Below are 15,755 nucleotides of genomic sequence, written 5' to 3'. Positions count from 1 at the left end.
GGTGCTTAACTTCGTCGGGCGTCATGGTGGATGCAAGGAGGATAGGACGAGCAGTCCTTCTTGCCCCAGTGTGAGTGGGAACTCACGACCTTAACCTGTGGTAGCAATTAATACCAATGAGGTTATGGTTAACGGCAAACTCACGATCTTCCATTAAGCTTCACTTAATGGAATAAAAATGTCCCTTGCCTTCATTCGAAGCAATGATAAATTTTTGGCATAAAAAAAGGCCGAGCATAGCTCGACCTTTTTTATAGGAAATCCTTAGTTACTCAGCGACTTCAACGTCAGCTTCAGCAACATCAGCACGACCTACTAGTTCAATATACGCCATAGGCGCTTTATCACCAGTACGTAAACCGCACTTAAGGATACGGGTGTAACCACCAGGACGTTCCTGGAAGCGTGGACCCAATTCATTAAATAGCTTACCTACGACTTCTGCGTCGCGAGTACGAGCAAACGCCAAACGACGATTTGCAACGCTATCACTTTTAGCAAGTGTTATCAGAGGCTCAACTACGCGACGCAGTTCTTTCGCTTTAGCTACAGTAGTTTTGATCACTTCGTGACGAACTAATGAGCTTGCCATGTTACGGAACATAGCTTGGCGATGACTGCTGTTACGGTTTAGTTGACGACCACTCTTACGATGGCGCATGACCTAATCCTTATTACCTAAATCTGTACAAATCTGGACTTAAAGGTCGTCTGCTAAACTGGCTGGAGGCCAGTTTTCTAGACGCATACCTAACGACAGTCCGCGAGACGCTAATACATCCTTAATTTCGGTAAGTGATTTCTTACCCAAGTTAGGTGTTTTCAGCAACTCAACTTCAGTGCGCTGTACCAGATCTCCGATGTAATGAATCGCCTCGGCTTTCAAACAGTTAGCCGAACGTACAGTTAGCTCTAAATCGTCGACAGGACGCAACAGAATCGGATCGAATTCCGGCTTCTCTTCCTTCTCAACTACCTCAGTGACATCACGAAGTTCAACGAACGCATCTAGCTGTTCAGCTAAAATAGTGGCTGAGCGACGAATAGCTTCTTCAGGATCAAGAGTACCATTGGTAGTCATGTCGATCACAAGCTTGTCTAAGTCAGTACGCTGTTCAACACGAGCCGCTTCTACATTGTAGGCGATACGTGCAACAGGAGAAAACGAAGAATCCACCAACAAACGGCCAATAGGACGATCATCGTCTTCAGTTTGTGCGCGAGCTGATGCTGGCACATAACCGCGACCACGTTCGACACGGATCCGCATGTTGACATCATTATTACCTGTTAAATGACAGATAACATGGTCAGGATTCATGATAGTGACATCACCATCATGCGTGATATCTGCTGCAGTAACAGGGCCTGCGCCTGACTTACTTAACGTAAGCATAGCCTCGTCTTTCCCTTCGATCACTACAGCTAAACCTTTTAGATTTAGAAGGATCTCAAGGATATCCTCTTGTACGCCTTCCTTGCTGCTATATTCGTGCAGTACACCATCTATCTCTACTTCGGTAACCGCGCAGCCTGGCATTGACGACAATAGGATACGACGCAACGCGTTACCTAAAGTGTGTCCAAAGCCGCGTTCTAGAGGCTCCAGTGTCACTTTGGCACGTGTTGGATTAACCTGCTCGATATCAACGAGACGCGGTTTAAGAAATTCTGTAACAGAACCCTGCATTGTGTCCTCTCTTTTGTGTTAACTTTACTTAGAGTAAAGTTCGACGATCAGCTGTTCGTTAATATCCGCAGACAAATCACTACGCTCAGGAATGCGCTTGAAAGCACCTTCCATCTTAGTGGTATCTACTTCAACCCATGTTGGCTTTTCGCGCTGAGCCGACACTTCTAAAGCAGCCTTAATGCGGGCTTGCTTCTGTGACTTCTCGCGAATGCTCACGACATCATTCGCAGACACTTTGAATGATGGAATGTTCACAACCTTGCCGTTAACCATAACTGACTTATGACTAACTAGCTGACGTGATTCAGCACGTGTAGCACCGAAACCCATACGATAAACAACGTTATCTAGACGAGTTTCCAAAAGTTGTAACAGGTTTTCACCTGTATTGCCTTTAATACGTGCAGCATCTTTGTAGTAATTACGGAATTGCTTCTCTAGCACACCGTAAGTACGACGAACTTTTTGTTTCTCGCGTAGCTGAACGCCATACTCAGACAAACGGGTCTTACGAGCGCCGTGTTGTCCAGGTGCAGTTTCAAGCTTACACTTCGAATCAATTGCTCTCACACCGCTTTTTAGGAAAAGGTCTGTACCTTCTCTGCGGCTGAGCTTGAGCTTGGGACCCAAGTATCTTGCCATGTTCTTTCTCCAACTATCCTATTAAACGCGACGTTTCTTAGGAGGACGACAACCATTATGAGGGATAGGCGTCACATCGGTAATATTGGTAATTTTATAACCAACCGAGTTTAGTGCACGAATCGCTGATTCACGCCCTGGACCTGGACCCTTCACAAAAACCTCTAGGTTTTTCACACCGTAGTCCTGAGCAGCAGTACCTGCGCGCTCAGCAGCAACCTGTGCAGCAAACGGAGTAGATTTACGTGAACCACGGAAACCTGAACCACCTGATGTTGCCCAAGACAGTGCATTACCTTGACGATCGGTAATAGTGATGATTGTGTTGTTGAAAGACGCATGGATATGCGCCATGCCATCAGCAACCTGTTTACGTACGCGCTTACGCGGAGAACGTGACGGAACTTTAGCCATATTGGTTTACCTTCCCGTTACTTTCTAATAGGTTTACGTGGACCTTTACGCGTACGCGCATTGGTCTTAGTACGTTGCCCACGAAGGGGCAGGCTACGACGATGGCGAAGGCCACGGTAACAACCAAGGTCCATAAGACGCTTGATGTTCATGGAAACTTCACGACGTAAATCACCTTCTACGATGTAGTTGGCAACTTCTTCGCGTAGAGTATCAATTTGAGCTTCGCTCAATTCCTTGATCTTAGCATCTTCAGCGATTGAAGTAGCCGCGCAAATAGCTTGTGCGCGAGTACGACCAATGCCGTAGATAGCAGTCAATGCAATGACTGCGTGCTTTTGATCAGGAATGTTAATGCCAGCGATACGGGCCACTATGCACTCCTTAAGTTAAAGGTCATCTGTGAAAAGCCCGGTAGGATACTCGACAGACGACTATTTAGCAAATAATATTTGATCAGCCCGAACGGGGCTGACCAATTTTGTTAGCCTTGACGCTGTTTGTGTTTAGGTTCAACACAAATCACGCGAACAACGCCACTACGCTTTACGATCTTGCAATTACGGCAGATCTTCTTCACGGAAGCTCGAACTTTCATTACATCACTCCGTAAAAGCTAGCTTATCGACCAAAGCGATCGAGATTCGCTTTGTTCACTAGGTTAGCTTTCTTCATTACAGAATCATATTGATGAGACATCATATGAGTCTGAACTTGAGCCATGAAGTCCATGATTACGACTACCATAATCAGTAGTGAAGTACCGCCAAAATAGAACTGTACTTTCCACGCAATTAACATGAACTCCGGAATTAAACAGATAAAGGTAATGTATAACGCGCCTGCTAATGTCAAACGAGTCATCACTTTATCAATGTAACGCGAAGTCTGTTCTCCAGGACGTATCCCGGGAATGAATGCACCACTCTTCTTCAAGTTATCTGCTGTTTCGCGCGGGTTAAATACCAACGCAGTATAGAAGAAACAGAAGAAAATAATTGCTGTCGCATATAATAATGAGTACAGCGGTTGTCCTGGTGACACAGCCAGTGAAAAATCACTTAACCATGACATGGACTCACTTTGACCAAACCACTGAGCCAGTGTGCCTGGAAACAAAATGATGCTGGACGCAAAAATAGGAGGGATCACACCCGCCATATTTAATTTCAGTGGTAAATGCGTACTTTGTGCGGCAAACACCTTACGGCCTTGCTGACGTTTGGCGTAGTTAACAACGATACGACGTTGTCCACGCTCAACGAATACCACAAAGTAAGTTACAGCAAAAACAATCACTGCAAGTAACAACAATACTAGTACATTCAAGTCGCCTTGACGCGCCTGTTCAGCCGTTTGGCCGATAGCAGATGGTAGACCGGCAACAATACCTGCGAAAATTAATATCGAGATACCATTCCCTATGCCTCTCTCGGTAATCTGCTCACCTAACCACATCAGGAACATGGTTCCTGTGACTAGACTCACAACAGCAACAAAGTAGAAACTAAAGCCTAAGTTTACCACTAAACCTGGGACTAAGTTAGGTAACCCAGTTGCGATACCAATTGCCTGGAACGTGCCCAGAACCAAAGTGCCGTATCTAGTATATTGACTGATTTTCTTTCGCCCAGATTCGCCTTCTTTCTTAAGTTCAGCGAGAGCAGGATGAACCACAGTCAATAATTGCATGATAATCGATGCCGAAATATACGGCATAATACCCAATGCAAAGATAGAAGCACGTTCAAGGGCACCACCCGAGAACATGTTAAACATGCCTAGGATGGTTCCCTTTTGCTGATTGAACAGCTCTGCTAATACAGCGGCGTCAATACCAGGAATCGGTACAAACGATCCCGCCCTGAAGACGATTATTGCACCAATCACGAACAGGAGGCGAGCTTTCAGTTCAGAGAGTCCACCCTTCGTGCTTTTTGTATCAAGTCCTGGTTTTGCCATCGACGTATTATTCCTCGATCTTACCGCCGGCAGCTTCAATCGCTGCACGAGCACCTTTAGTTACCTTAAGACCTTTTACGGTCACTGGGCGTTCAATGGTACCTGAAAGAACGATTTTAGCAAACTGTATGTTGCGAGTAACTAAATTCGCATCTTTCAGCGCATTAAGGTCGATAACATCACCGTTAACTTTTGCCAATTCGCTCGTGCGAATTTCTGATGTTACTAACGCTTTACGCGAAGTAAAACCAAATTTAGGCAGACGGATTTTAAGTGGCATTTGACCACCCTCAAAACCGACACGAACGCCGCCACCTGAGCGAGACTTCTGTCCCTTGTGACCACGACCGGCTGTCTTACCTAGGCCAGAACCAATACCGCGACCTACACGCTTAGCAGTCTTATTAGAACCTGCTGCAGGTGATAGAGTATTTAGACGCATCTTATTCCTCCACCGAAACCATGTAGTAAACCTTATTGATCATACCACGAACAGAAGGCGTATCTTCTAATTCAACAGTATGATTAATACGGCGTAAACCAAGACCTGTCAATGTGGCACGATGCTTAGGCAAACGTCCAATTGCACTTTTAGTCTGAGTTACTTTTAACGTTTTCGTAGCCATGGTGTATTAACCTCGAAGTTCATCAACATTCAGGCCACGCTTAGCTGCGATTTGTGATGGTGACTTCATGTGCACCAACGCATCGACAGTTGCGCGAACGATGTTGATCGGGTTAGTAGAACCGTATGCTTTCGACAGTACGTTATGAACGCCTGCTACTTCCAATACGGCACGCATAGCACCACCGGCAATAATACCAGTACCGTCAGATGCAGGTTGCATGTAAACACGCGAACCTGTGTGACGCCCTTTAACAGGGTGGTGCAAAGTTCCACCATTCAATTCAACGTTAACAATGTTACGGCGAGCCTTTTCCATTGCTTTTTGAATTGCGGCAGGCACTTCACGCGCTTTACCATAGCCGTAACCGACTTTACCGTTACCGTCACCCACTACAGTTAATGCAGTGAAACTGAAGATACGTCCGCCTTTTACAACTTTAGAAACACGATTCACTGCAACTAACTTCTCTTGCAGGTCGTCTTTCTGTTGAGCTTCAAATTTAGCCATTCTTATAACCCCTTAGAACTGGAGGCCAGCTTCACGAGCGGCATCAGCTAAAGCTGCTACACGACCATGATACTTGAAACCGGAACGATCGAAAGCGACGCTAGTAACACCTTTTTCAACAGCGCGCTCAGCAATAGCTTTACCTACTACTTTAGCCGCATCAACGTTACCAGTGTACTTTAGTTGCTCTGTTACCGCTTTTTCAGCAGTAGAAGCTGTCGCCAACACCTGTGCAGTAGGACTAATGACCTGTGCATAGATATGACGTGGTGTACGATGTACAACCAGACGATTAACGCCCAGCTCTTGGATCTTCTTACGAGCGCGAGTTGCGCGACGTAAGCGAGATGTTTTCTTATCCATATCGCGTTACCTACTTCTTCTTAGCCTCTTTACGGCGTACTTGTTCGTCAGCATAACGAACACCTTTACCTTTATAAGGCTCTGGTGGACGATAGCCGCGAATGTTTGCAGCAACCTGCCCTACTAACTGCTTATCAGCACCTTTCAGTACGATTTCAGTTTGAGTTGGACATTCTGCAGTAACGCCTGCGGGAAGTTCATGTACTAAAGGATGTGAAAAACCTAAAGTCAAATCAATGCCTTTACCAGCAATTTTCGCACGGTAACCAACACCAATTAACTGTAATTTCTTCTCGAAACCTTGAGACACACCTATAACCATGTTGTTAACCAGTGCACGCGCAGTACCTGCTTGTGCCCAAGCGCCTTGAACGCCTTCAACTGGATTGAATGTGATTTTATCACCTTCAACAACAAGGTTTACCGCACTGTTTATCACTCGAGTCAAAGTAGATTTGCCGCCTTTAACGGTAATCTCTTGATCTTTCAAGCTCACCTCTACGCCAGCTGGAATAGATACGGGTGCTTTTGCAACACGTGACATACCTAACTCCTTACGCTACGTAGCAGATAACCTCACCACCCATGCCTGCTTGGCGGGCGGCACGATCGGTCATCAAGCCTTTAGAAGTGGAAACAATTGCGACACCTAGACCGCCCATCACCTTAGGAAGTTCGTCTTTACCTTTGTAAATACGAAGACCTGGGCGACTAACGCGCTGGATAGTCTCAACGACTGGTTGCCCTTGGAAATACTTAAGCGTAATTTCCAGTTCAGGCTTAGCTTCATCTGCTACGGCGTAGTCTGAGATGTAACCTTCTTCTTTAAGTGTTTTCGCGATAGCGACTTTTAACTTAGCTGAAGGCATCTTCACAGATACTTTGTTAGCAGCTTGGCCGTTACGAATACGTGTTAACATATCCGCAATAGGATCTTGCATGCTCATATTAGCTTACTCCGTGACAAGTGCTTACCAACTAGCCTTGCGAAGGCCAGGAACCTCACCGCGCATAGTTGCTTCACGTAATTTAATACGGCTTAAGCCGAACTTACGTAAAACACCATGTGGACGGCCCGTTTGACTACAACGATTGCGTTGACGCGCAGCGCTAGAGTCACGTGGTAGACCTTGCAGCTTAAGAACGGCATCCCAACGATCTTCATCAGACGTTGTTGGGTTGCTAATGATAGCCTTAAGTGCCGCACGCTTTTCAGCGAACTTTGCCACGAGCTTGGCACGTTTTACTTCACGTGCTTTCATTGAACTTTTTGCCATTACGCTACCCTTATTTCTTGAATGGGAAGTTGAATGCGCTTAATAAAGCACGTCCTTCTTCATCATTCTTCGCAGAAGTCGTGATCACAATATCCATTCCACGGATCTTATCGATTTTATCGTAATCGATCTCAGGGAAAATGATTTGCTCACGTACACCCATCGCATAGTTACCACGACCATCGAATGATTTAACACTCAGGCCACGGAAATCACGAATACGCGGGATTGCGATATCTACTAAACGCTCAAAGAACTCCCACATGCGTTCGCCACGCAGAGTTACTTTACAGCCGATAGGGTAGCCTTCACGGATTTTAAAACCAGCCACTGACTTACGAGCGACAGTCACAACTGGCTTTTGACCAGCAATAGCAGTCATGTCACGAAGCGCATGCTCCATCACTTTCTTATCTGCTACAGCTTCGCCAACACCCATGTTTAGGGTGATTTTTTCAATCCGAGGGACTTGCATGACACTGGTAAAACCGAACTTTTTCATCAGTTCAGGACTAACAGTCTCTTGATATTTATCATGCAGTTTCGCCATCGTTTACTCCAATTACTTAACGAGTTCACTGTTCGACTTAAAGAAACGGACTTTTTTACCGTCTTCAAATCGGAAACCAATACGATCCGCTTTGCCAGTGGCAGAGTTAAAGATCGCAACATTTGATGCTTGTATCGCGGCTTCTTGCTCGATGATACCACCAGTCACACCCAGTTGTGGGTTTGGCTTTTGGTGTTTCTTAACAAGGTTAATGCCTTCAACAATCAACTTACCAGTAGGAAGAACTTGAGAAACCTTACCGCGTTTTCCTTTGTCTTTACCTGCTAGTACAATTACTTCGTCTTCGCGACGTATTTTAGCTGCCATTTTGAAGCTCCTTACAGTACTTCTGGTGCCAATGAGACAATTTTCATAAATTGCTCTGTACGCAATTCACGTGTCACTGGTCCAAAGATACGAGTACCAATCGGTGCTAGGTTTGCGTTAAGCAATACCGCTGCATTCCGATCGAAGCGAATGACAGAACCATCTGGACGACGTACGCCTTTCTTAGTACGGACTACCACCGCGTTATACACATCACCTTTCTTCGCTTTACCGCGAGGAATTGCTTCTTTTACAGAAACTTTGATGATGTCGCCGATTCCGGCATAACGACGATGAGAGCCACCCAAGACCTTAATACACTGAACTCTACGAGCGCCACTGTTATCAGCGACTTCAAGAGCCGATTGCATTTGGATCATTTTAAGTGCTCCGCTATCGTTACTTCATAATCCCAACAATTGGGTCTAATTATTACACGCTTTTTCAATAATTTTTCTGAAAAAGGCGCGCAAGTATAACACCCGAAATTAGGAATAGATAGTACTAAAAAATAAACGACCCCGGAAAAGGAGCCGTTTAACTATTTTCCCTAATCGAAATTAGGCCTTTGATACTACTTCAACCAGGGTCCAAGACTTAGTCTTAGACAGCGGACGGCATTCGCGAATAGTCACGATATCGCCAGCATTACACTGATTTTGTTCGTCATGTGCATGGATCTTTGTAGTACGCTTAATGAACTTCCCGTATAAAGGATGTTTCACTTTACGCTCAATAGCAACAGTAATGGACTTGTCCATTTTGTCGCTAAGTACACGACCTTGCAAAGTACGGATTTTATCAGACATTATGCACCCGCCTTAGAAGTAATAATGGTCTTAACGCGCGCAATGTTGCGACGCACGATTTTAAGCTGATGAGTCTGAGTTAACTGACCAGTGGCGTGTTGCATACGCAGATTAAACTGCTCACGCAGCAGACCAAGCAGTTCAGCGTTCAATTCTTCAACGCTCTTTTCTGTTAGTTCGCTCGCTTTCATTACATCACCGTCTTAGTTACGAAGGTGGTCTTCAGAGGCAGCTTAGCCGCAGCTAAAGCAAACGCTTCACGCGCTAACGCTTCAGGAACACCATTCATTTCATAAAGAACCTTGCCTGGTTGGATCTGACAAACCCAATATTCAACGTTACCCTTACCTTTACCCATACGCACTTCAAGTGGCTTAGAGGTAATTGGCTTGTCAGGGAAAACGCGGATCCAGATCTGGCCTTGACGTTTAATGTGACGTGTCATCGCACGACGCGCAGATTCAATCTGACGTGCAGTTAGTCGACCACGACCAACGGCTTTCAGACCGAATTCACCGAAGCTGACTTCAGTGCCGTTCGCTAGACCGCGGTTACGGCCTTTGAACATTTTACGAAACTTCATTCGTTTTGGTTGCAGCATTGCCGGCTCTCCTATTTACCGCGAGACTTACGCTTAGGCTGCTGTTTCGGCTCTTCGTGCTGAGGAACGATACCGTCTAGAACTTCACCTTTGAAGACCCAAACTTTAACGCCGATCACACCGTATTGAGTGTGACTCTCAGCTGTCGAATAGTCGATATCAGCACGCAGAGTATGTAGAGGTACACGACCTTCACGATACCACTCAGAACGTGCAATCTCAGCTCCACCTAGACGGCCACTCACTTCAACTTTGATACCTTTAGCACCAAGACGCATTGCATTTTGTACAGCGCGCTTCATGGCACGACGGAACATAACACGGCGCTCTAGTTGAGAAGCGATGCCTTCGGCAACTAACTTCGCATCTAGCTCTGGCTTACGGATTTCAGCGATGTTGATTTGAGCTGGAATACCAGTCAACTTAGCAACTTGGTTGCGTAGCTTCTCAACGTCTTCGCCTTTCTTACCAATCACAACACCTGGACGGGCTGTGTGGATAGTCACACGAACACTTTTAGCTGGACGCTCGATAACTATTTTAGAGACCGAAGCTTGCTTAAGTTTCTTTTCTAGAAACTTACGCACTTCCCAGTCACTGCTCAAGTTCTTGGCATAGTCTGATTTATCAGCGTACCAGGTCGAGATCCAAGGCTTAGTGATACCCAGACGGATACCATTAGGATGTACTTTCTGTCCCATTGCTAACTCCTAGCGATCTGATACAACCACAGTAATGTGGCTGGTACGCTTGATTATACGATCAGCACGGCCTTTAGCACGTGGCATGATACGCTTCATGGTTGGACCTTCATCAACTAAGATGGCGCCAACTCTTAGTTCGTCAATGTCAGCACCTTCGTTGTGCTCAGCATTAGCGATAGCAGAGTCAAGTACTTTTTTAACAAGTACAGCGGCTTTCTTAGGGCTGAAAGTCAAAATTTCGAGAGCCTTAGCAACAGGCAGGCCTCGGATTTGATCTGCAACCAAACGGCACTTTTGAGGCGACGTACGGGCAAAACGATGTTTAGCTAAAACTTCCATCTTATTCCTCCCGTATTAACGCTTCTTCGCTTTCTTATCAGCAGCATGGCCGCGATAAGTGCGAGTTGGTGAAAATTCACCAAGCTTGTGGCCGATCATTTCGTCAGTGATGAACACAGGTACATGCTGACGACCATTATGGACAGCGATGGTCAACCCAATCATATTAGGGATGATCATAGAGCGACGAGACCAAGTCTTAATAGGCTTCTTGTCTCCCGCTTCCATCGCTTTCTCTACCTTCTTCAGCAAGTGCAGGTCAATGAATGGACCTTTCTTGAGAGAACGTGGCATGGCGAATCCTCTTACTTTTTATTGCGACGACGTACAATGTACTTGTCGGTGCGTTTGTTACTACGAGTCTTATAACCCTTAGTAGGCTGACCCCATGGAGACACAGGATGACGACCACCAGATGTACGGCCTTCACCACCACCATGTGGGTGATCTACTGGGTTCATTGCAACACCACGAACTGTTGGGCGTACGCCTCTCCAGCGTTTAGCACCTGCTTTACCTAACTGGCGTAGCATATGCTCGGCATTACCAACTTCACCCAATGTCGCGCGGCAATCAACAGGCACTTTACGCATTTCGCCAGAGCGAAGACGTAGAGTGGCATATGCGCCATCACGAGCAACAACTTGAACGTAAGCACCTGCAGAGCGAGCGATTTGAGCACCTTTAGCAGGCTTCATTTCAACTGCATGCACTACGCTACCCACAGGGATATTACGTAGAGGCAGAGCATTACCAGTCTTGATTTCAGCATCAATACCTGATTGGATTGCATCACCTGCTTTCATGCCTTTAGCAGCAAGAATGTAGCGACGCTCACCATCAGCATAAAGTACCAATGCGATGTTTGCTGTGCGGTTTGGATCATATTCCAAACGCTCAACTTTACCAGGAATACCATCTTTATCACGCTTGAAATCGATGATACGGTAATGCTGCTTATGACCACCACCTACGTGACGGACAGTGATACGACCGGTATTGTTACGGCCACCACTTTTTGATTTTTTCGCCAACAGGCCTGCAAAAGGTTTACCTTTATGCAAATCGCTGTTCACCACTTTAACTACGTGGCGACGACCTGGAGAGGTTGGCTTACACTTAATAACTGCCATGATAATTCTCCTTTGCTTACTCAGCGCCGCCGACGAAATCGATGTCAGCACCTTCAGCTAAAGTCACATAGGCTTTTTTCCAATCGCTACGACGACCCATACGAGCACCGTGACGCTTAGTCTTACCTTTGTTAACCAAAGTGCGAACTGAATCAACTTCAACTTCAAATAACGTGGCTACTGCAGCTTTAATTTCAGCTTTAGTCGCATCGATAGCGACACGGAAAACAACCGTGTTGTTCTTCTCAGCACTAACAGTGCTCTTTTCAGAGATGTGTGGCGCTAGAATAACTTTTAGCAAACGTTCTTCGCTTATCATCCTAGCATCTCCTCAATTTGCTTAATCGCATCAGCAGTAACAAGTACTTTGTCGAAAGCGATAAGGCTAACTGGATCAATACCAGCAACATCGCGAACGTCAACTTTGTATAAGTTACGAGCGGCTAAGAATAAATTCTCATCAACTTCTGGCGTCACAATTAATACATCTTGTAAGTCCATTGTGGCTAATTTTGCTTTCAGCTCTTTTGTTTTAGGAGCTTCAACACCAAATGACTCAACAACAATTAGACGCTCTTGACGTACCAATTCAGAGAAAATGCTTTTCAGCGCTCCGCGATACATCTTTTTGTTAACTTTTTGGCTGTGATCTTGTGTTTTAGCAGCGAATGTTACGCCACCACCACGCCAGATTGGGCCTTTAACGGTACCAGCACGTGCACGGCCAGTTCCTTTTTGACGCCAAGGCTTCTTACCAGAGCCAACAACTTCTGCGCGAGTTTTTTGAGCACGAGTGCCCTGACGCGCGTTTGCAGCATATGCTACAACTACCTGATGAACCAGTGCTTCATTAAAGTCACGGCCGAAGGTAGTTTCGGAAACTTCAAGAGCACTCTGTGCGTCTTTCAATACCAATTCCATTACTATCTCCTCAGACCTAAGCTTTAATTGCAGGCTTGATGATCAGGTCGCCATTAGTGGCACCTGGAACCGCACCCTTAACCAAAAGCAAGTTACGTTCAGCATCAACACGAACAATCTCAAGATTCTGTGTCGTAACGCGCTCTGCACCCATGTGGCCCGACATTTTCTTACCTTTGAAAACGCGACCAGGTGTTTGGTTTTGACCAATAGAACCATTGGATCTATGTGCCAGTGAGTTACCATGCGTGGTATCTTGTGTTCTAAAGTTCCAACGCTTAACACCGCCTTGGAAGCCTTTACCTTTTGATTGACCTGTTACGTCAACTTTCGCTACATCAGCGAAGATATCTACATTTAGCTCAGCACCAACTTCAATGCTTTCGCCTTCACCATCTGCCAAACGCACTTCCCACAAACCACGACCGGCTTCAACGCCCGCCTTAGCAAAGTGACCTGCTTCTGCTTTAGTGATGCGATTAGCTTTTTTGGTACCAGTAGTAACTTGAAGTGCACGGTAACCGTCAGTTTCCAAAGTTTTCACTTGGGTAACGCGGTTAGCAGCGATTTCAATTACTGTAACAGGTATAGACGCCCCATCTTCATTGAAGATACGAGTCATACCTACTTTACGACCGATAAGACCGATAGCCATCTCTCAAACCTCTTCTAAGGATCTCAATTAACCTAAGCTAATTTGAACGTCAACACCCGCCGCAAGATCTAGACGCATCAATGCATCTACAGTCTTCTCAGTCGGCTCTACGATGTCAACAAGACGTTTGTGAGTACGAAGTTCGTACTGATCACGCGCATCTTTATTAACGTGTGGAGAAGTCAAAATGGTATAACGTTCTTTACGCGTTGGTAGTGGGATTGGACCACGTACCTGTGCGCCTGTACGCTTAGCAGTTTCAACGATTTCCGCAGTAGACTGATCAATTAAACGATGATCAAATCCTTTCAAGCGGATACGGATTCTTTGGTTCTGCATTGACCAGAGCTCCTAAAATGGACACATAAAAAATCACCCTCTAGCTTCTTCCTTTCTGGAAAAGCAGAGCGAGATGATTTAACCGTTCGACTCACAATTGGAGCCGCTGTATTTTACGTCAAGCTTTTCTTGACTGATTAATTCGCCTAATGGTTAAGGCGAGCGGTCATTATACGCAGTTTTGTGTTAAGAGCAAGCAAATTGTCAATAATTAAGCATTGTGCTTAAATTGTGCAGAATGCTTCAAATGATAAAAGCCAGTAGCAGGGCTTGAATCAATCACTTTGACCTTATATAGTGCGCAACCTTTTTTACACAAAAACAACAAAAAAATACACTATGTATATGTTAAAATTAGCGGCCTGCAGTTTGTTAGCAGCCTGCAGTTTGTTAGCAGCCTTTGTTACCGCCTGTGGTGGCAGCGATTCAAGTCATGATCAATCAACAGAGAATGCAACAGACAATACAGACAACTCCCCCTCTCCTGTTTATTTAACCTTAGATGCACTGAGATCCAATCAATGTGATATCACAAGCCCAAATACTAGCGCTATTTTCTTGGTACACGATGCGAATGGTAAAATTCTAAGTGAACATCAAACTGATGCAAACGGACACCTTGAAATTGAATGGACTGCAGCTAACAAACACATCACTCAACTCACCTACACAGATCCTAATGATCTTGATGTCGGTATTACAGTGAATAGCTATCTCAATGTCACAGCAGGTGATTTAGGTAAGCAAATTCATTATATTAATAATGATATTGGTTGTGAGTGCAATGAAGTTCAAATTGATATTAGTGAGCTGTATGACAGCGGTGAATTTCAATCCGTTGATTTCACTGCCAACAGAAATTACATGAGTGTGCCACTCAATCCCACATCCCAATACAGTGCGACGAAAGTCAGTTGGTGTGCCAATTCACCGACCGAACTCACACTCATCGATAACCATGGCCTTAGTACCCATGTAGCTCATGTGTCATTCTCACAAGACGATGATCAAGCCTTAACCTTAGATGACTTTACCCAAGGCATTGAAGTTAAAACTACACCCCCAACCGAGTCCAGCTTTCTTGTGGCTTACACTGGCTTTTATCAATTCGGTAATTATTCATGGAACACTAGCCAACATAGCTCCAGTCATGACAAGCCTATCTACATCTATCCAGAGTTAAATCTCACGTCGATGCTCTATACCCATGATGGTCAAGCATCGAGCATTTTAGATTCCCACGCTAATATTAATATCGCTTCACATCAATCTATCGACAGTAGCGGTGATACTCAGCCTATTGAATTATTAACGGCCAATGAGAACTTTTTGCAGGAGGTGGAGCATATAGCACTGCAATTAAAATTAGATGCGGATACAATTGATTTTGATTTTAGTGCTTATGGCAGCACTATATCATCCACTAAATTGCAGCTGCATGATGGTACTATGTTTGCCTCTGACAGTGATAACATTTGGTCTATCCATGCTGGACGTGCAGGCCTTATTCCCTCACTACAACTGCCTCATGACATTCAAGCGAAATTTGATGCCATAGAACACAAAAAAGTCAGTATCAGATTAGCGAAAGTGGATCGTTATTTAACATTACCCGAGTGGCGAGGACAAATCGCTAAAGAAAGCCGCTCGGCTGAGCCAGAAAATGAGCTTATCTATCAAGAAGGTCAATCCATCAGAATTGATTTTGCTTTAACTCAGCCAGTCGAATAACGCATCGTAAAAAGCATAAAAACAAAAAAGGCAGCCTAAGCTGCCTTTTTTGTTCAGTAAGATGAGTCGCGATTAAGCAACAATCTTAGCTACAACACCCGCACCTACTGTACGACCACCTTCACGGATAGCGAAGCGTAAACCTTCGTCCATCGCGAT

Annotated in this window: 30 protein-coding genes; 1 reads left to right on the top strand and 29 read right to left on the bottom strand. The window is 45.2% G+C overall.

The annotated features are described in order from the left end of the window. Positions 1-268 precede the first annotated feature (268 nt). The 28 genes from rplQ to rpsJ all read right to left on the bottom strand — a co-directional run bounded on the left by rplQ (position 269) and on the right by rpsJ (position 13,865). The gene (gene rplQ, locus Q0791_RS04755) at positions 269-661 is read right to left on the bottom strand and encodes a 50S ribosomal protein L17 (protein ID WP_298773372.1); all 393 of its coding nucleotides are present in this window, start codon (positions 659-661) and stop codon (positions 269-271) included. A 39-nt stretch (positions 662-700) separates the two neighbouring features. Further along, positions 701-1,690 (bottom strand): DNA-directed RNA polymerase subunit alpha, encoded by a 990-nt coding sequence (rpoA, locus tag Q0791_RS04750; RefSeq protein ID WP_299003353.1) that lies wholly within the window; start codon positions 1,688-1,690, stop codon positions 701-703. A 24-nt stretch (positions 1,691-1,714) separates the two neighbouring features. Further along, positions 1,715-2,335 (bottom strand): 30S ribosomal protein S4, encoded by a 621-nt coding sequence (gene rpsD, locus Q0791_RS04745; RefSeq protein WP_299003350.1) that lies wholly within the window; start codon positions 2,333-2,335, stop codon positions 1,715-1,717. A gap of 21 nt (positions 2,336-2,356) precedes the next feature. Continuing rightward, the gene (gene rpsK / locus Q0791_RS04740) at positions 2,357-2,749 is read right to left on the bottom strand and encodes a 30S ribosomal protein S11 (RefSeq protein WP_012153476.1); all 393 of its coding nucleotides are present in this window, start codon (positions 2,747-2,749) and stop codon (positions 2,357-2,359) included. Positions 2,750-2,766: 17 nt separating this feature from the next. Continuing rightward, positions 2,767-3,123 carry a 30S ribosomal protein S13 gene (gene rpsM / locus Q0791_RS04735; protein WP_299003349.1) on the bottom strand — a complete coding sequence of 119 codons (357 nt, stop codon included), beginning with the start codon at positions 3,121-3,123 and terminating at the stop codon, positions 2,767-2,769. A gap of 110 nt (positions 3,124-3,233) precedes the next feature. Further along, positions 3,234-3,347, bottom strand: a complete 114-nt coding sequence (gene rpmJ / locus Q0791_RS04730) for a 50S ribosomal protein L36 (protein ID WP_006083579.1) — start codon at positions 3,345-3,347, stop codon at positions 3,234-3,236. 23 nt (positions 3,348-3,370) lie between these two features. Beyond that, positions 3,371-4,711 (bottom strand): preprotein translocase subunit SecY, encoded by a 1,341-nt coding sequence (gene secY, locus Q0791_RS04725; protein ID WP_299003347.1) that lies wholly within the window; start codon positions 4,709-4,711, stop codon positions 3,371-3,373. Between the two features lie 7 nt (positions 4,712-4,718). Next, entirely contained in the window at positions 4,719-5,153 is a 435-nt protein-coding gene (gene rplO / locus Q0791_RS04720; RefSeq protein ID WP_299003344.1) for a 50S ribosomal protein L15, read from the bottom strand. Position 5,154: 1 nt separating this feature from the next. Continuing rightward, a complete protein-coding gene (gene rpmD, locus Q0791_RS04715) occupies positions 5,155-5,337 on the bottom strand; it encodes a 50S ribosomal protein L30 (RefSeq protein ID WP_299003342.1) in 183 nt (60 codons plus the stop codon). Between the two features lie 6 nt (positions 5,338-5,343). Then, entirely contained in the window at positions 5,344-5,847 is a 504-nt protein-coding gene (gene rpsE, locus Q0791_RS04710; RefSeq protein WP_298773389.1) for a 30S ribosomal protein S5, read from the bottom strand. A 12-nt stretch (positions 5,848-5,859) separates the two neighbouring features. Next, a complete protein-coding gene (rplR, locus tag Q0791_RS04705) occupies positions 5,860-6,210 on the bottom strand; it encodes a 50S ribosomal protein L18 (protein WP_299003337.1) in 351 nt (116 codons plus the stop codon). A gap of 10 nt (positions 6,211-6,220) precedes the next feature. Next, complete coding sequence (gene rplF, locus Q0791_RS04700; RefSeq protein ID WP_299003335.1) at positions 6,221-6,754, bottom strand: 50S ribosomal protein L6; 534 nt, start codon at positions 6,752-6,754, stop codon at positions 6,221-6,223. Between the two features lie 10 nt (positions 6,755-6,764). Next, positions 6,765-7,157: a 30S ribosomal protein S8 gene (rpsH, locus tag Q0791_RS04695; protein ID WP_299003332.1), complete on the bottom strand. Its 393-nt coding sequence runs from the start codon at positions 7,155-7,157 to the stop codon at positions 6,765-6,767. A gap of 24 nt (positions 7,158-7,181) precedes the next feature. Next, a complete protein-coding gene (rpsN, locus tag Q0791_RS04690) occupies positions 7,182-7,487 on the bottom strand; it encodes a 30S ribosomal protein S14 (RefSeq protein ID WP_299003329.1) in 306 nt (101 codons plus the stop codon). A gap of 10 nt (positions 7,488-7,497) precedes the next feature. Next, positions 7,498-8,037 (bottom strand): 50S ribosomal protein L5, encoded by a 540-nt coding sequence (gene rplE / locus Q0791_RS04685; protein WP_299003326.1) that lies wholly within the window; start codon positions 8,035-8,037, stop codon positions 7,498-7,500. Positions 8,038-8,049: 12 nt separating this feature from the next. Beyond that, on the bottom strand, positions 8,050-8,364 hold the full coding sequence (gene rplX, locus Q0791_RS04680) for a 50S ribosomal protein L24 (protein ID WP_299003323.1): 315 nt from the start codon (positions 8,362-8,364) through the stop codon (positions 8,050-8,052). Positions 8,365-8,375: 11 nt separating this feature from the next. After that, positions 8,376-8,744 carry a 50S ribosomal protein L14 gene (gene rplN / locus Q0791_RS04675; protein ID WP_299003320.1) on the bottom strand — a complete coding sequence of 123 codons (369 nt, stop codon included), beginning with the start codon at positions 8,742-8,744 and terminating at the stop codon, positions 8,376-8,378. Between the two features lie 180 nt (positions 8,745-8,924). Beyond that, positions 8,925-9,173, bottom strand: a complete 249-nt coding sequence (gene rpsQ / locus Q0791_RS04670) for a 30S ribosomal protein S17 (RefSeq protein WP_028767969.1) — start codon at positions 9,171-9,173, stop codon at positions 8,925-8,927. Further along, positions 9,173-9,364 (bottom strand): 50S ribosomal protein L29, encoded by a 192-nt coding sequence (gene rpmC / locus Q0791_RS04665; protein ID WP_012144642.1) that lies wholly within the window; start codon positions 9,362-9,364, stop codon positions 9,173-9,175. The genes rpsQ and rpmC overlap by 1 nt, the downstream gene beginning before the upstream one ends. After that, positions 9,364-9,774 (bottom strand): 50S ribosomal protein L16, encoded by a 411-nt coding sequence (gene rplP / locus Q0791_RS04660; protein WP_299003307.1) that lies wholly within the window; start codon positions 9,772-9,774, stop codon positions 9,364-9,366. Before rplP ends, rpmC begins: the two co-directional genes overlap by 1 nt. 11 nt (positions 9,775-9,785) lie before the next feature. Further along, positions 9,786-10,475 (bottom strand): 30S ribosomal protein S3, encoded by a 690-nt coding sequence (gene rpsC / locus Q0791_RS04655; RefSeq protein WP_298773406.1) that lies wholly within the window; start codon positions 10,473-10,475, stop codon positions 9,786-9,788. A gap of 9 nt (positions 10,476-10,484) precedes the next feature. Continuing rightward, a complete protein-coding gene (gene rplV, locus Q0791_RS04650) occupies positions 10,485-10,817 on the bottom strand; it encodes a 50S ribosomal protein L22 (protein ID WP_248942525.1) in 333 nt (110 codons plus the stop codon). 15 nt (positions 10,818-10,832) lie between these two features. Further along, positions 10,833-11,111, bottom strand: coding sequence for a 30S ribosomal protein S19 (rpsS, locus tag Q0791_RS04645; RefSeq protein WP_299003305.1), 279 nt, complete (start codon positions 11,109-11,111; stop codon positions 10,833-10,835). Positions 11,112-11,122: 11 nt separating this feature from the next. Beyond that, a complete protein-coding gene (gene rplB, locus Q0791_RS04640; protein ID WP_299003302.1) occupies positions 11,123-11,950 on the bottom strand; it encodes a 50S ribosomal protein L2 in 828 nt (275 codons plus the stop codon). A 16-nt stretch (positions 11,951-11,966) separates the two neighbouring features. Next, positions 11,967-12,269 carry a 50S ribosomal protein L23 gene (gene rplW / locus Q0791_RS04635; protein ID WP_299003300.1) on the bottom strand — a complete coding sequence of 101 codons (303 nt, stop codon included), beginning with the start codon at positions 12,267-12,269 and terminating at the stop codon, positions 11,967-11,969. Beyond that, positions 12,266-12,871, bottom strand: coding sequence for a 50S ribosomal protein L4 (rplD, locus tag Q0791_RS04630; protein WP_299003298.1), 606 nt, complete (start codon positions 12,869-12,871; stop codon positions 12,266-12,268). The genes rplW and rplD overlap by 4 nt, the downstream gene beginning before the upstream one ends. Before the next feature lie 16 nt (positions 12,872-12,887). Next, entirely contained in the window at positions 12,888-13,526 is a 639-nt protein-coding gene (rplC, locus tag Q0791_RS04625; protein ID WP_299003296.1) for a 50S ribosomal protein L3, read from the bottom strand. 27 nt (positions 13,527-13,553) lie between these two features. Continuing rightward, the gene (gene rpsJ / locus Q0791_RS04620; RefSeq protein WP_005503530.1) at positions 13,554-13,865 is read right to left on the bottom strand and encodes a 30S ribosomal protein S10; all 312 of its coding nucleotides are present in this window, start codon (positions 13,863-13,865) and stop codon (positions 13,554-13,556) included. A 339-nt stretch (positions 13,866-14,204) separates the two neighbouring features. On the opposite strand from rpsJ, the gene Q0791_RS04615 reads away from it, so the two are divergent. Next, positions 14,205-15,596 (top strand): hypothetical protein, encoded by a 1,392-nt coding sequence (locus Q0791_RS04615; protein ID WP_299003294.1) that lies wholly within the window; start codon positions 14,205-14,207, stop codon positions 15,594-15,596. A gap of 72 nt (positions 15,597-15,668) precedes the next feature. Here Q0791_RS04615 and Q0791_RS04610 read toward each other — a convergent pair. Next, the coding region (locus tag Q0791_RS04610) for a hypothetical protein (protein ID WP_299003488.1) at positions 15,669-15,755 on the bottom strand (87 nt) is incomplete at its 5' end.

It is taken from the genome of uncultured Shewanella sp., from assembly GCF_947495455.1.
GTDB lineage: Bacteria > Pseudomonadota > Gammaproteobacteria > Enterobacterales > Shewanellaceae > Shewanella.
This window is presented reverse-complemented; position numbering and strand designations above follow the sequence as displayed.

What these genes read in the sequence shown, in the direction of transcription:
- rplQ (WP_298773372.1), bottom strand. Translation starts at nt 661, where the DNA reads ATGCGCCATCGTAAGAGTGGTCGTCAACTAAACCGTAACAGCAGTCAT.
- rpoA (WP_299003353.1), bottom strand. Translation starts at nt 1,690, where the DNA reads ATGCAGGGTTCTGTTACAGAATTTCTTAAACCGCGTCTCGTTGATATC.
- rpsD (WP_299003350.1), bottom strand. Translation starts at nt 2,335, where the DNA reads ATGGCAAGATACTTGGGTCCCAAGCTCAAGCTCAGCCGCAGAGAAGGT.
- rpsK (WP_012153476.1), bottom strand. Translation starts at nt 2,749, where the DNA reads ATGGCTAAAGTTCCGTCACGTTCTCCGCGTAAGCGCGTACGTAAACAG.
- rpmJ (WP_006083579.1), bottom strand. Translation starts at nt 3,347, where the DNA reads ATGAAAGTTCGAGCTTCCGTGAAGAAGATCTGCCGTAATTGCAAGATC.
- secY (WP_299003347.1), bottom strand. Translation starts at nt 4,711, where the DNA reads ATGGCAAAACCAGGACTTGATACAAAAAGCACGAAGGGTGGACTCTCT.
- rplO (WP_299003344.1), bottom strand. Translation starts at nt 5,153, where the DNA reads ATGCGTCTAAATACTCTATCACCTGCAGCAGGTTCTAATAAGACTGCT.
- rpmD (WP_299003342.1), bottom strand. Translation starts at nt 5,337, where the DNA reads ATGGCTACGAAAACGTTAAAAGTAACTCAGACTAAAAGTGCAATTGGA.
- rpsE (WP_298773389.1), bottom strand. Translation starts at nt 5,847, where the DNA reads ATGGCTAAATTTGAAGCTCAACAGAAAGACGACCTGCAAGAGAAGTTA.
- rplR (WP_299003337.1), bottom strand. Translation starts at nt 6,210, where the DNA reads ATGGATAAGAAAACATCTCGCTTACGTCGCGCAACTCGCGCTCGTAAG.
- rplF (WP_299003335.1), bottom strand. Translation starts at nt 6,754, where the DNA reads ATGTCACGTGTTGCAAAAGCACCCGTATCTATTCCAGCTGGCGTAGAG.
- rpsH (WP_299003332.1), bottom strand. Translation starts at nt 7,157, where the DNA reads ATGAGCATGCAAGATCCTATTGCGGATATGTTAACACGTATTCGTAAC.
- rpsN (WP_299003329.1), bottom strand. Translation starts at nt 7,487, where the DNA reads ATGGCAAAAAGTTCAATGAAAGCACGTGAAGTAAAACGTGCCAAGCTC.
- rplE (WP_299003326.1), bottom strand. Translation starts at nt 8,037, where the DNA reads ATGGCGAAACTGCATGATAAATATCAAGAGACTGTTAGTCCTGAACTG.
- rplX (WP_299003323.1), bottom strand. Translation starts at nt 8,364, where the DNA reads ATGGCAGCTAAAATACGTCGCGAAGACGAAGTAATTGTACTAGCAGGT.
- rplN (WP_299003320.1), bottom strand. Translation starts at nt 8,744, where the DNA reads ATGATCCAAATGCAATCGGCTCTTGAAGTCGCTGATAACAGTGGCGCT.
- rpsQ (WP_028767969.1), bottom strand. Translation starts at nt 9,173, where the DNA reads ATGTCTGATAAAATCCGTACTTTGCAAGGTCGTGTACTTAGCGACAAA.
- rpmC (WP_012144642.1), bottom strand. Translation starts at nt 9,364, where the DNA reads ATGAAAGCGAGCGAACTAACAGAAAAGAGCGTTGAAGAATTGAACGCT.
- rplP (WP_299003307.1), bottom strand. Translation starts at nt 9,774, where the DNA reads ATGCTGCAACCAAAACGAATGAAGTTTCGTAAAATGTTCAAAGGCCGT.
- rpsC (WP_298773406.1), bottom strand. Translation starts at nt 10,475, where the DNA reads ATGGGACAGAAAGTACATCCTAATGGTATCCGTCTGGGTATCACTAAG.
- rplV (WP_248942525.1), bottom strand. Translation starts at nt 10,817, where the DNA reads ATGGAAGTTTTAGCTAAACATCGTTTTGCCCGTACGTCGCCTCAAAAG.
- rpsS (WP_299003305.1), bottom strand. Translation starts at nt 11,111, where the DNA reads ATGCCACGTTCTCTCAAGAAAGGTCCATTCATTGACCTGCACTTGCTG.
- rplB (WP_299003302.1), bottom strand. Translation starts at nt 11,950, where the DNA reads ATGGCAGTTATTAAGTGTAAGCCAACCTCTCCAGGTCGTCGCCACGTA.
- rplW (WP_299003300.1), bottom strand. Translation starts at nt 12,269, where the DNA reads ATGATAAGCGAAGAACGTTTGCTAAAAGTTATTCTAGCGCCACACATC.
- rplD (WP_299003298.1), bottom strand. Translation starts at nt 12,871, where the DNA reads ATGGAATTGGTATTGAAAGACGCACAGAGTGCTCTTGAAGTTTCCGAA.
- rplC (WP_299003296.1), bottom strand. Translation starts at nt 13,526, where the DNA reads ATGGCTATCGGTCTTATCGGTCGTAAAGTAGGTATGACTCGTATCTTC.
- rpsJ (WP_005503530.1), bottom strand. Translation starts at nt 13,865, where the DNA reads ATGCAGAACCAAAGAATCCGTATCCGCTTGAAAGGATTTGATCATCGT.
- Q0791_RS04615 (WP_299003294.1), top strand. Translation starts at nt 14,205, where the DNA reads ATGTATATGTTAAAATTAGCGGCCTGCAGTTTGTTAGCAGCCTGCAGT.